Annotated in this window: 8 protein-coding genes; 6 read left to right on the forward strand and 2 right to left on the reverse strand. The window is 58.8% G+C overall.

The genetic code is table 11. From position 1 onward, the window contains the following. The first annotated feature begins 42 nt into the window (after positions 1 to 42). The 5 genes from rpsF (at position 43) to dnaB (ending at position 3,637) form a co-directional block, all read left to right on the forward strand. Positions 43 to 465 carry a 30S ribosomal protein S6 gene (gene rpsF / locus HU718_RS03715; RefSeq protein WP_038360383.1) on the forward strand — a complete coding sequence of 141 codons (423 nt, stop codon included), beginning with the start codon at positions 43 to 45 and terminating at the stop codon, positions 463 to 465. Between the two features lie 28 nt (positions 466 to 493). Next, positions 494 to 724: a 30S ribosomal protein S18 gene (rpsR, locus tag HU718_RS03720; protein WP_002551829.1), complete on the forward strand. Its 231-nt coding sequence runs from the start codon at positions 494 to 496 to the stop codon at positions 722 to 724. A 36-nt stretch (positions 725 to 760) separates the two neighbouring features. Further along, complete coding sequence (locus HU718_RS03725; protein WP_016983782.1) at positions 761 to 1,654, forward strand: hypothetical protein; 894 nt, start codon at positions 761 to 763, stop codon at positions 1,652 to 1,654. Between the two features lie 19 nt (positions 1,655 to 1,673). Continuing rightward, the gene (gene rplI / locus HU718_RS03730; RefSeq protein ID WP_003186385.1) at positions 1,674 to 2,120 is read left to right on the forward strand and encodes a 50S ribosomal protein L9; all 447 of its coding nucleotides are present in this window, start codon (positions 1,674 to 1,676) and stop codon (positions 2,118 to 2,120) included. Between the two features lie 119 nt (positions 2,121 to 2,239). Then, positions 2,240 to 3,637, forward strand: a complete 1,398-nt coding sequence (gene dnaB, locus HU718_RS03735) for a replicative DNA helicase (protein ID WP_007915846.1) — start codon at positions 2,240 to 2,242, stop codon at positions 3,635 to 3,637. Positions 3,638 to 3,681: 44 nt separating this feature from the next. Here the strand turns inward: dnaB and HU718_RS03740 are convergent, their stop codons facing one another. Both HU718_RS03740 and HU718_RS03745 read right to left on the reverse strand, forming a co-directional pair. Continuing rightward, on the reverse strand, positions 3,682 to 8,040 hold the full coding sequence (locus HU718_RS03740; RefSeq protein ID WP_225936840.1) for an NEL-type E3 ubiquitin ligase domain-containing protein: 4,359 nt from the start codon (positions 8,038 to 8,040) through the stop codon (positions 3,682 to 3,684). Positions 8,041 to 8,154: 114 nt separating this feature from the next. Beyond that, entirely contained in the window at positions 8,155 to 10,767 is a 2,613-nt protein-coding gene (locus HU718_RS03745; protein WP_186612903.1) for a hypothetical protein, read from the reverse strand. A 226-nt stretch (positions 10,768 to 10,993) separates the two neighbouring features. Between HU718_RS03745 and HU718_RS03750 the strand changes: the two genes are divergently transcribed. Then, positions 10,994 to 13,306, forward strand: a complete 2,313-nt coding sequence (locus tag HU718_RS03750) for a YgiQ family radical SAM protein (protein WP_007915855.1) — start codon at positions 10,994 to 10,996, stop codon at positions 13,304 to 13,306. Positions 13,307 to 13,631: the final 325 nt, after the last annotated feature.

Here is a 13,631-nt window from a genome sequence, read left to right on the forward strand (position 1 = left end):
GACCGTTTTTGAGCGGCAGGCTACAACCCGTAAGGAGCATTCATGCGTCATTACGAAATCATCTTTTTGGTCCACCCGGATCAAAGCGAGCAAGTCGGCGGCATGGTTGAGCGTTACACCAAGCTGATCGAAGAAGACGGCGGCAAAATCCACCGTCTGGAAGATTGGGGCCGTCGTCAACTGGCCTACGCAATCAACAATGTTCACAAGGCTCACTACGTGATGCTGAACGTTGAGTGCACTGGCAAGGCCCTGGCCGAGCTGGAAGACAACTTCCGCTACAACGATGCAGTGATCCGTAACCTGGTCATCCGTCGCGACGAAGCCGTTACTGGCCAGTCCGAGATGCTCAAGGCTGAAGAAAACCGCAGTGAGCGCCGTGAGCGTCGCGACCGTCCTGAGCACGAAGGCGCTGATAGCGCTGATAGTGATGACAGCGACAACAGCGATAACGCTGACGAGTAATCCACGGACCTTTTAAGGAGCCTATCAAATGGCACGTTTCTTCCGTCGTCGTAAATTCTGCCGCTTCACCGCTGAAGACGTGAAAGAGATCGATTACAAAGATCTCAACACTCTGAAAGCCTACGTATCCGAGACCGGCAAAATCGTTCCAAGCCGCATCACCGGTACCAAAGCTCGTTATCAGCGTCAGCTGGCCACCGCTATCAAGCGCGCCCGCTTCCTGGCCCTGCTGGCCTACACCGACAGCCACGGCCGCTGAGACCGGGCAGTCGACAAGTAGCAAAGGATTGAATGCATGCGTGCCTTAGCTGAGTTCATCATGCGAGGCCGTATGCAGGCCACTCTCGTGGTGGCCGGATGTGCAACATTGCCGTTGTTGTATTGGTTGGGCGCTGCCGCCGGGAGCCTTGTGCTGCTGCGGCGCGGACTGACGGACGCCCTGGGTGTTCTGTCTCTGGGGCTGCTGCCGGCATTGATCTGGTGGCTGTATGCCGATGACCCACGGGCACTTCTGGTGCTGCTGGGGTCTTCGGGACTTGCGTTGGTTTTGCGCGCAAGTGAGTCCTGGGTCCGCACGCTGCTGGTCAGCGTAGTGATTGGAGTGGTGTTTTCAGTGGTGCTCGGGGCAGCGTTTGCGGCCCAGATCGAGATGCTCGCGCAGGCCTTGATAAAGGTCATGCCGGCGCTTCTCGGTGAGACTTACAAGCAATTGTCGGTCGATGAGCAAGCGCGTTTCGCGTCCCTGATCGCACCAGTCCTGACCGGACTGATTGCGGCGTTGTTGCAAATCGTCAGCGTGCTGAGCCTGATTGTCGGGCGGCATTGGCAGGCGTTGTTGTACAACCCGGGTGGTTTTGGTCGCGAGTTTCGCGCCATCCGGATCCCGCTGGGGCCGGCGATGTTACTGCTGGCGTTGATGCTTCTGGGCCCGAATCTCGGTGCACAGATGGCCATGTTGACGCCGTTGTGCAGTGTACCGCTGGTGTTCGCCGGACTTGCCCTGATTCACGGGCTGGTCGGGCAGAAGCGACTGGCCGGTTTCTGGCTGGTGGGGTTGTACGTCACGCTGCTGCTGTTCATGCAGCTGATCTATCCGTTGCTCGTGGTCCTGGCCATTGTCGACAGCCTGATTGATTTTCGCGGTCGTCACGTGTCGAAAGACACCGATAACGCGAACGGTGAAGGTTAAAAGTTAAGAGGATTTCCACATGCAACTGATCCTTCTGGAAAAAATCGCCAACCTGGGCAACCTGGGCGACAAAGTAAACGTTAAGGCCGGTTACGGCCGTAACTACCTGCTGCCTTTCGGCAAAGCTACCGCTGCGACCGCTGCCAACCTGGCTGCGTTCGAAGAGCGTCGTGCTGAGCTGGAAAAAGCTGCCGCAGACCGTAAAGCATCGGCTGAAAGCCGTGCTGCCCAACTGGCCGAGCTGGAAGTGACCATCACTGCCACCGCTGGCGACGAAGGCAAGCTGTTCGGTTCGATCGGTACTCACGACATCGCTGACGCACTGACCGCCTCCGGCGTTGAAGTTGCGAAAAGCGAAGTTCGTCTGCCGAACGGCACCATCCGCAACGTGGGTGAATTCGACGTGGCTGTGCACCTGCACGCCGAAGTTGAAGCCACCGTACGCGTTGTTGTGGTAGCAGCTTAAGCAACACTGATCGGCTGGCGGCTTGTCCGTCAGACGGTTAACATCGGGCACGATCCTGTTTACAGGTCGTGCCCTTTGTCTTTCTGAATTCCCTGTTTTTCCAAACAACACAAGTGGCCATGAACGATATCTCCGCTCCCGAGCAATACGATCTGCAAACCGCTGCCCTGAAGGTGCCGCCGCATTCCATCGAAGCCGAACAGGCTGTACTCGGTGGTCTGATGCTGGACAACAACGCCTGGGAACGCGTGCTCGATCAAGTCTCCGACGGCGATTTCTATCGACATGACCACCGTCTGATTTTCCGGGCGATCGCCAAACTGGCCGATCAGAACATGCCGATCGACGTCGTGACCCTGTCCGAACAACTGGACAAGGAAGGTCAGACCTCGCAAGTCGGCGGTCTCGGTTACCTTGGCGAACTGGCGAAAAACACGCCGTCCGTCGCCAACATCAAGGCGTATGCGCAGATCGTTCGCGAACGAGCGACCTTGCGTCAGTTGATCGGCATCAGCACCGAAATCGCCGACAGCGCCTTCAATCCGGAAGGCCGCACCGCCGCCGAGATTCTCGACGAAGCCGAACGGCAGATCTTCCAGATTGCCGAGGCCAGGCCAAAAACCGGTGGCCCGGTGGGTGTGAACGATTTGCTGACCAAGGCCATCGACCGCATCGACACCTTGTTCAACACCGACAATGCCATCACCGGCCTGTCCACCGGCTACACCGACCTCGACGAGAAGACCAGCGGCCTGCAGCCGTCCGACTTGATCATCGTCGCCGGCCGTCCGTCGATGGGTAAAACCACCTTCGCGATGAACCTGGTGGAAAACGCCGTGTTGCGCAGCGAGAAGGCGGTCCTGGTGTACTCCCTCGAGATGCCAGGCGAATCGCTGATCATGCGTATGCTTTCCTCGCTGGGGCGTATCGACCAGACCAAGGTGCGTTCCGGTCAACTGGAAGACGATGACTGGCCGCGCCTGACTTCTGCGGTCAACCTGCTCAACGACCGCAAGCTGTTCATCGATGACACTGCCGGTATCAGCCCATCGGAAATGCGTGCGCGGACCCGGCGTCTGGTGCGTGAACACGGCGACGTCGGCCTGATCATGATCGACTACCTGCAACTGATGCAGATCCCCGGTTCCAGCGGCGATAACCGGACCAACGAGATTTCCGAGATCTCGCGATCCCTGAAAGCGCTGGCCAAGGAATTCAACTGCCCGGTGGTGGCGCTGTCGCAGCTCAACCGTTCCCTCGAACAGCGCCCGAACAAGCGCCCGGTGAACTCCGACTTGCGGGAATCCGGAGCGATCGAGCAGGACGCCGACGTGATCATGTTCGTGTACCGCGACGAGGTGTATCACCCGGAAACCGAACACAAGGGCATCGCCGAAATCATCATCGGCAAGCAGCGTAACGGCCCGATCGGTTTTATCCGCCTGGCGTTCATCGGCAAATACACCCGTTTCGAAAACCTTGCGCCCGGCAGCTACAACTTCGACGACGACGAATGAGTGTTGGCCGAAGTCATTCGGCCAACACCCGCTCTTGCGCTGTGTTACGTGCTTTCGCCCGCGGGTTCTTCGACGTTGTCGCGGGTCGCATGCCCGGCCAGTTCCAGCCGGGTCAGCGTTTCGATCAAGGCGGCTTCCTCGATCGCAAGCGGCGCTTGCAGCGCTCTGGATTGCGCGTCGTATTCGGCAAACGATAGTTCGTTGGCAGCGTAAGACTCATCGAGTGTCGCCTGGCGGTCCTGAAACGGCTGACGCTGAGCTTCGAACTGCGATTGGTATTTGTGGATGACAAACTCCTGCCAGAACTCTCTCGATAACAGAGCCTGAAATTCTTCGGGCGAGTTATCCAGTGCGATGATTTTTTCGTATGCGGCATCCATCTGTGCTTTTGACACATTGACCAGATGCCCGAAACCCATTCGCTCGGGCTGCCCCGGCAGTTGCAAACGGTCTTTCAGACCGTGGCGATAAAAAAGCCTGATTTCGACTTCTTCTGAGACATGCGGGGCTGGAAGCGCCTGAGCCTCCTGGCCCTGCCTGGATTCGAGGATGATCGCCTCTCGTTGCGCAATGTCCGCCGATGCGATTTTGTCGACCTCATGCAAGCGAAACAAGGCCTTGGACAGTGCGGCAAGTTGCGGGCCTTGTGCTTGATCCCGAGCCAGGCTGCGAGCGTTATGCATCATCACCCGGGTTTCCAGATTGGCGAACGTGAAGGCTGCCCGATCGCAGCAGGCTGCCTCGCCTGACCGTTCGAACAGCTCGCTGCGCAGGCGTTCGGATTGCGGGTTGTTTTCGGTAATGCTGTCGATCAGTTTCCAGACCCGTTGCTGAAGGTCGTTATGGCCGGCGGGAACATGCAGCAGACGGGCAAGGGTATTGAACAGCCCGTCGGAGCCTTGCTGGTTACGCAGTGTTCGCCATTGGGCTCTTCGGGTTGACAGCAGATCGGTTGGCATCCCGACTGTCCAGCGAGCCATTGGGTTGTCGGTGGTGACTCGGCGCACAACAGGCGCGTGGCCGTCCGCCGTGTCGAGCAGGTTGTTCCGGCCGGTCAGCGGCATCTCTGCCTCAATCAGTCGGTCGTTGTAATGGTTCAGCCGGGTACGTGTCTCTGCCGACAGTGGATTGTCGGTGATGTTGGTCACGTTGTTGACGCGAGCCGTGTGTGCAAGTCGCTCGTCCGGCGGGGCAATGACGGAATCGGGGATTTCCTCGATCCGGTTGTTGCTCAGGTCAACGGTATCCAATAGGGGTTGATCGGCAATGCCGGCAGGAAAGGTGTCGATGCCTGTGTTGGCCAGATTGATTGAGCGCATGTCGATTATCCGGCTGAAATCCGGGGCGATGGCCAATTGTGGATTGTCATGCAGCCACAATGCTCGCAGTGTTGTGCGTTCTGACAAAGCGCGGGCGGTGTCGTCCGTCAGGACGATCTGGTTGTTCTGCAGAAACAGTCGGGTCAGACCGTTCATTTCTCCAGTGGCGGGCGGCAATTCGCGCAGTTGATTGCGTGAAAGATCCAGCCAGCGTACGTGGCGAAAACGGGTCAGAAAGCCTTCCGGCGATGTGCTCAGGCCCATATTGCTCAGGTTGAGCGAGCCGACGTGACTGAAGTCTGCGTCGATATCCGGCAGGCTTTGCAGCCTCAGACCGCGCAGGTCCAGCTCAAGTCCGATGGGGGTCCTGTCATTGGCCAGTTTTTGCGGAGTTTCACGTCGCCAGCAACTGATGATCCGCTGGCTTGCCGTGGTGCGATCGTTGCGAGTCTCGGCGTTGATCAACACCTGATTCGCGCGAAGATAACCCTGACGGTTGCCACCTCCCGAAAAAACCCACGCGTCCAGATGGGTTTTCAGTGTGGTGAATTCTCGTTCGAGGCTGGCCAGCCTTGTACCGGCAGTGCCTTGGTCAAGGTTCCACAAATACTCTCTGCACACCTTGATGCTTTTGTTCGGATAGAGACGGCGATATCGCTGCGCTCGAGAGTTGTCGCTATCGAAAGCAGCGGGATGCGCAGCGTCCAACAGTTGCGGGTGCGCAACGTGCACACGTCGCCAGTAGCCGTCGAACTTTCTCCAGTAACCCGATGGAAAATCATTGCCCTCCAGTAACGTCGCGCCGTTGATTCGAGCGATCGAGGCCAACTGCTCGGGAGCGGGGTTGATGTTTGCCTGCGGTACTTGCGTCAAGTGGTTATTGCGCAAATCAAGGCCCGCCAAAGCAGTTTTGCCCAGCAGGCCAGTCGGCCACTGATCGATTCCCGTACTGTTCAAGTCAAGGCTTGTCAGCTCGGACATGGCGCTGAAGTCCGGGGACGTTTTCAGCGGGTTCTGCGAAAGATTGACGATCTTCAGCCGGCTCAGGGTGCTCAGTGCTGCAGCACTTTGCGCATCCAGCTCGAGACTGTTGGCGCTCAGATCCAGTCGGGTCAGCTTGTTCATATCGTTCACGCTGGCTGGCAGCTGTTGAAGATTGGAACGGTTGATGGACAGGCTTTCCAGGTTGGTAAAGTTGGCCAGGAAGGTGTCGCCGCTATCCGACCAGTTCATTTCTTGCAGATCGAGCATCCGGACATGACTGAAATCCGCCGTCAGGGCGGGCAGTGGTCCACTGCCGGGCGGAAGTCTGAGCATTTCCCCCGACTCCCGTAGCCAGCAGGCCTTGATGATTCTGGCGACACGTTGCGGTGCCCATCGTCTTGCTGTGGCCGCGTCGATGGAGCCCTGGTATTGATGGCCGGCGACATAATCTTCCAGCTGCGTTTCAAGCAGCTCGAAATCCTGCAGGCGGCGAGTCAGTTCCTGATCTCCCAATTGCAGAACGTAATCCTTCGCCGCTTGCGCATCCTTACCCGGGTACATCCGCTGCACCGCGGTCAGCTGGGGAATATTTTCGACCAGCCTGAGACCCTGTGGATGAGCAGAGCCAGACAATGCAGGATGATCCGCAGCGAGGCGGCGCCAATACAGTTCCAGGGTTTTCCAATAGCCGGGAGCAAAGGCGTTGCCCTCAATAAGGGTGACGCCGTTAAGTCTGACGGTGGCCTCGAGCTGCGCGGCGGGGGGATTGAGCAGCGTCTGGGGTACTTCCTGCAGTTGGTTATTGCGCAAGTCGACGATTTGCAGACCGGTCTGGTGGCGCAAACCTGTTGGCCACTGATCCAGTTGCGAATTGCTCAGGTTTAACACTTTCAACCCGGTCAGCGCGCTGAAGTCGGGCGTCATGCTCAGCGGATTGTTCGACAGGTTGATGGTTTCAAGATTGCTGAGGGACGTGAATGCAACTGCGGTTGGTGTGTCCAGCCGGATCCGGTTGGCGCTCAAATCCAACGTTCTCAAGTTGCCCATCTGCGCGACCGCTGCCGGCAGTTTATCCAGCGTGGCGCCGGTGACCGTCAATTGCTCCAGGCGCGAGAATCCGCCGAGAAAAGTGTCGGCTGCGGGCGTCCAGGTGATGGAGTCCAGAGACAGTTCCCGGACATGACTGAAATCAGCCTGCAATGCCGGCAGGGGGCCGCTGCCAGGCTCAAGCTTCAATGACGTCCCGGTCTCTCGGCGAAAGCAGCGTTTTATTTCGTGGGTGACGTGTTCTGCCCAGTTTTTTGCTATTGCTGGCGTCGAAGATGATTCTTTGCTCCAGACCGTCAGTTGATGCTTGAGCGTTTTGTATTCGGTTTCGCGTCGACTCAACGCGCCTTCGATGTCGCTGCCCAGCGAGCGGATGTAAGCGCCAATCTGTTCCTCACTCATGGCGCGGAACAGCCTCTTTGCGCGAGCGTGTGGACTGCGCAGCCGATTGATGATGGCGGCAACCCGGTCTGCCAATTGTCGATGAGCAGGGCGTACGTGCCCGCCACCGGGCCGGGGCAATCCACGATTGCTTGGCGTGGCCGACGTAGACGGGGCTGGTTGGGGGCGTTCCTGTGGGTGCCAGAGCCCGCTTTCGGTGTCACGCAGCAGCACCGGGCCGAGCGCTTCCAGATCGGTTGATAAGCGGGCTCGATACTGTCGGGTCTGCGTGTCGACTCCGACAAGCACCGTGCCGCCGTTGGGGACATCGACGTAACGTCGCCCCCTGTGCACCCGGAAACCCTCAGCGTTTGGACCTTGCAGGTCAGCGGGGGTGGCAATCCAGTAATGTTCCAGTGGCCATTGCTCACGCGTGATCGCGGCTATTGGTGGCGCTGACTCACTGATCGTTACCGCCGGTATTGGCGCGATGCTATCGAGGCTGGCGTCGCTCGCGGGTCTGCCGAGACCTTCACGGTTCAGCGTTCCTCGTGAGCTCGATGGGCCGAAATCGACATGCGGTGGTGTCTCGGGCCTTGCTGTCTCCGATCCTTGCCGGGTCGGTCGTACGGGGCTTTCAACGGTGCCTTTGAGAGGCAGTCGTGGTGACATTTTTTCTTCCTTGCAGGTTTGCTATCAGGGCCCGCGAACGGGCGCCGACAGCGTTCGGCGTCATTGCCTGGTGGTTGTCACAGGGTCGCAAGCGCGGCGCTCGGGCGTGGTCCTTTACTCGGCAAGCGCTGCGGCGTTGTCTGCCAATGTGAATATTTTGTGCGCTGTTTTGCCATCGAACCTCTCTCGCCAGATCGGCACATGCACCAGACCGGCCAGTTCATCGCGGCGCTGCGACTCGATCCCGCGTTTGCTCTGTTCCAGGGTTTTCAGGTGGCTGCCCTTGATAGTGAAGTTCAGCGGGTGGCTGTCCTGCTTGTCATAGTGGAAGTGGGCTTGCCACAACGGTCCGCCGTCAGCGCGATCAGAGATGGCGTAAACGTCGAGGAATGACTTGTCCTTGCCTTTGCCCAACGCCTTGCGATCAACGGTCTTGCTCACATTGAGCTCGGCGCGATCCAGCAGATAATTCAGGCGCATGATGTCCAGCACGTCTTTGTTCTTGTACATCCGCACCAGAATCTCTTGCCCTTGGCTGGTCAATGAGTCGGCTGCGGTTCGCAGGCGTGCGGCCAAATCGATGATCCCTCTATCTTCGCCCTCGCTTGCGTGGTTCTCCAGCCGTCTGGCCTGCTCGTTGAGCAGATCGCTTTCCTTGCCCAGACTTTCGATGATCTCTGTCGGGTTGGTTTTTCTGGCTTCTTGGGCGCTCGCATCGAGCATGTGATTCTCATGGCTGGCCAGTAAGCGGATTGCCTCTGCGACCAGTTGCGAGCGTGGTACGCGGACAATCGGCGGGAGCACCGGCAGCCATTCGTCTTGTCTTTTTTCGTAGCGCCTGGGCGGTGAATCTGGCCGCAACGGGTCGGGAACCTTGATGATGATGCTCCCGTCCGGGGCGGTTTCAGTCTCCCCGACCAGTACCCTGTAAGTGCCGTGCTGACGGGTTCGGAACATCTTCTTGGCGGGGGCGGGACGGCTTGTATCGGCGTAGACCGGTTGCGTCGGAATGAAGTCGAAATCAATGTCCTGGTCGAGGCTCGGCAGATCGGCTCGGCGCATCGAAACGTCAAGAATTTCAGTCAGTTTGCCTTCGATTTTCTTCTCGATCGGATCGATCAGGGCAATGATCTCCTCAAGGTATTGGCTCCTCGGGCTTTGCGAGCTCAGCAGCATCTCAAAGCGGCTCCGGTCTCCTTTCAACTGGTCAATAGCCAGCAGCAGCGCCATGGGATGCTCGCGCTCTGGAAGATTGCCCAGATCCCCGGTAATCAGGTCGAGGGCTGATAGCGAGGGCATGGTCGTGTCTGGCGGCTGGTCGGGAGTGCCGGCAAACAGGTGCACATAAAGAGCCAGTTTGTTGAAGTTGATGCGATCCGTTGCGGGTACCTGCCGGCCGAGTTCAGTCAGTTGCGCGGCCGCTCCGGGAGACGCTTTTCTGATCTGTTCCATCACCACCTGGCGCTCGTCGAGAATCTTCAGTTTCTTGTTCAGGTGAGTGATGATTTTCCTGCAATTGTCGGCACTCATGTCTGTCACCTCAGGCCTGGTTCTGAGGTCCATGACGGCCATGAGCCTGTTGAGGTATTCGACGCGTTCTATCCGGAAAGTGTGCAGTTCTTCCTTGAATAGCCCGCCTGCCTTGAGGATGGTCATCCAGTCCTTGTTGTCGACGAGCGACTGAACAAAGGCCGTTTGTTTTCTGATGTGCTTGAGCAAATGCACCTCAACGGCGACCAGGGCCGAGGTCCTGGCGGGGCCATCCGCCTGTTGTCGGGCCCGATTCCAGAGGGCGTCGTACTGCGTGGATGATTCGATCAGGGCGGTGTGGGCATTCTGGAAGGGTTCATAGCGTTGCATCAGGAGGGCCATTTTGGCCTGCGTCGAGTCATTGCGGGGCATGCCACCCCTCAGCCCCGTAAGCACAGAAACCCAGACATTTGCCTCGTTGCGAGTGATCGCCCGGGTTTCACCGCTGCGACTGGCGCGGTAGATGTTCGCGCTGTCGTTGGCCACCGGATCCTTTGGGTTAACAATACGCCACACCTTGTGCGCCGGGCTCGACGCGTCGAGATCTTGCATCGCCTGATACGCGTGGTTGTGGATGATCACGTAGAGCTTGCCGTCGTGGCGAAACAAACCGTCGCTGCCGGGCTCGGCTGTGCGCAAATCCAGATCAGTGCGAAACGGCTGAAGGCTTGCGTCGGTGGGCGGGACGTTGCCGGCGTCAACATCATTGAGTGGGTGCCAGACGCCACTGTCGACGTCGCGTAACAGCAGCGGCCCAGAGGGGTGCAGTTCGCTCGATAGCCGGGCCCGGTACAGTCCCGTGTCCGGCTGCACTGCGACCAGAACGATGCCGCCATCGGGGACGTCGACGTACAGCCGTTTGTTGTACACCCTGAATCCTTCGCTGTCGGCAGGCGGCAGTTTTGCCGTGGTACTGACCCAGTAATGCTTTAGCGGCTGATCGGTGACGAGACGGACTTCAGCGGGGGCTGGGGTCGGGCGAATCATGACAGTCGCTGCTGGCAGGATCGCATCGGGATCTTCGACACCGGGTGGCGGGGTCCGCGGTTTCGGGGTTTCGCCATGAAGCCACGGATCGCGGCCTTTGCGGGTCGGCGTATCTGGCGTCCTTGTGTCGCCGTCCACCGGTCGATTCGAGCGGATATGGACGTCCACGTCCACGTAGGCGGTGCCATTGCGAGGCGGTTTTACTGCCATGTTTCTTCATCCTTGAAAAAGTGGCGGCTGCAGCACCCGTTCATCGAGTATTGCAAGGCATTCAGCGTCATTGCCGCTGTCTGGCGGGTTGAAAGTCACCGGAGATTTTCTGCTCGAAGTGCGCAGAGCGGGTTGTCGTTAGAAACCGACCATTGCCGTCGGAATTGGTCAAAATTTGTGCTATATTCCGCGCCCGCGATTTTTCACTTCAACACCGGTCGTCGACATGCAAGCAGCCAAGCCGTTATTTGACTATCCAAAATATTGGGCCGAATGTTTCGGGCCAGCGCCATTCCTGCCGATGAGCAGGGAGGAGATGGATCAGCTTGGCTGGGATTCGTGCGACATCATCATTGTTACCGGTGATGCCTACGTCGATCACCCTTCGTTCGGCATGGCGATCATTGGCCGGCTGCTGGAGTCCCAGGGCTTCCGCGTCGGGATCATTGCCCAGCCGAACTGGCAGTCCAAAGACGACTTCATGAAGCTCGGCGAGCCGAACCTGTTCTTCGGGGTTGCGGCGGGCAACATGGACTCGATGATCAACCGCTACACAGCGGACAAGAAAATCCGTTCCGACGACGCCTACACGCCTGGCGGCATGGCCGGCAAGCGTCCGGACCGCGCGAGCCTGGTTTACAGTCAGCGCTGTAAAGAAGCCTACAAGCACGTGCCGATCGTCCTTGGCGGCATCGAAGCCTCGCTGCGCCGCATCGCCCACTACGACTACTGGCAGGATCGCGTGCGTAACTCGATCCTGATCGACGCCAGCGCCGACATTCTGCTGTACGGCAACGCCGAACGCGCAATTGTCGAAGTCGCTCAGCGTCTGTCCTACGGCCACAAGATCGAAGACATCACCGACGTGCGAGGCACCGCGTTCATTCGTCGCGATACGCCGAAAGACTGGTACGAAGTCGACTCGACGCGTATCGACCGTCCGGGCAAGGTCGACAAGATCATCAACCCGTACGTGAATACCCAGGACACCCAGGCCTGCGCCATCGAGCAGGAAAAGGGTCCGGTTGAAGATCCGCAGGAAGCCAAGGTCGTACAGATCCTGGCCAGCCCGCGCATGACCCGCGACAAGACCGTGATTCGTCTGCCATCGGTTGAAAAGGTCCGTGGCGACGCCGTTCTGTATGCCCACGCCAACCGCGTGCTGCACCTCGAGACCAACCCGGGCAACGCCCGTGCGCTGGTGCAGAAGCATGGCGAAGTCGACGTCTGGTTCAACCCGCCGCCGATTCCGATGACCACTGAAGAAATGGACTACGTGTTCGGCATGCCTTACGCCCGTGTTCCGCACCCGGCGTACGGCAAAGAGAAGATCCCGGCCTACGACATGATCCGTTTCTCGGTGAACATCATGCGTGGCTGCTTTGGTGGCTGCACCTTCTGCTCGATCACCGAGCACGAAGGCCGGATCATCCAGAACCGTTCCGAAGAGTCGATCATTCGCGAAATCGAAGAGATCCGCGACAAGGTGCCGGGCTTCACCGGCGTCATTTCCGACCTCGGCGGCCCGACCGCGAACATGTACCGCATCGCCTGCAAAACACCGGAAATCGAATCCGCGTGCCGCAAGCCGTCCTGCGTGTTCCCGGGCATCTGCCCGAACCTCAACACCGACCACTCGTCGCTGATTCAGCTATACCGTAGCGCCCGTGCGTTGCCGGGTGTGAAGAAAATCCTGATTGCCTCCGGCCTGCGCTACGACCTCGCGGTCGAGTCGCCGGAGTACGTCAAAGAGCTGGTGACCCACCACGTTGGTGGTTACCTGAAGATCGCCCCGGAACACACCGAGGAAGGTCCGCTCAACCAGATGATGAAACCGGGCATCGGCAGCTATGACAAGTTCAAGCGCATGTTCGAGAAGTACACCAAGGAAGCGGGCAAGGAGCAGTACCTGATTCCGTACTTCATCGCCGCCCACCCGGGCACCACCGACGAAGACATGATGAACCTCGCGCTGTGGCTCAAGGGCAACGGCTTCCGCGCTGACCAGGTGCAGGCGTTCTACCCGTCGCCGATGGCCACCGCCACGGCGATGTACCACTCGGGCAAGAACCCGCTGCGCAAGGTCACCTACAAGAGTGATGGCGTGACTATCGTCAAGAGCGAAGAGCAGCGTCGTCTGCACAAGGCGTTCTTGCGTTATCACGACCCGAAAGGCTGGCCGATGCTGCGTGAAGCGTTGATCCGCATGGGCCGTGGCGACCTGATCGGTTCGGGCAAGGATCAGTTGATCCCGACTCATCAGCCGGCGACTGACAGCTACCAGAGCGCCCGTCGCAAGAACTCGACGCCGGCCGGTAGCCATAAAGTGGCGAAGGAAGGCAAAGAGAAGACCACCAAGATCCTCACCCAGCACACTGGTTTGCCGCCGCGTGCCAGTGATGGTGGTAATCCTTGGGACAAGCGTGAACAGGCCAAGGCGGCGGCGTTTGCCCGCAACCAGCAGGCGGCCAAGGAGCGCAAGGACGCCGCGAAAGGCAAAGGGCCGAAGCCGACGCGCAAGCCGGTCGTACCGCGCTAAACATCGCTTGAGCTGAACAGAGCGCCAACCTTCGGGTTGGCGTTTTGCGTTTCTGCCGTTGGATTTATGCAGGCCGCAAGATCCATCCCCCTCACCCCAGCCCTCTCCCCCATGGGGGGCGAGGGGGAAGGGAGCAGATCTCTGTGCCTTTCAAACCTGAGTTCGACTCAAGTCTTTCAAGTCGGCGTATCTCGAACATCCAACGCGGTCAGTCCCCTCTCCCTCTGGGAGAGGGTTAGGGTGAGGGGCTCTTCGCAACAGATTTCCTTGCTTTTCAAAATCCGGGTTCGACTCAAGACTTTCAAGTCGGCGTATCTCCAACGGC

This window comes from Pseudomonas tensinigenes, assembly GCF_014268445.2.
GTDB classification, from domain to species: Bacteria; Pseudomonadota; Gammaproteobacteria; order Pseudomonadales; family Pseudomonadaceae; genus Aquipseudomonas; species Aquipseudomonas tensinigenes.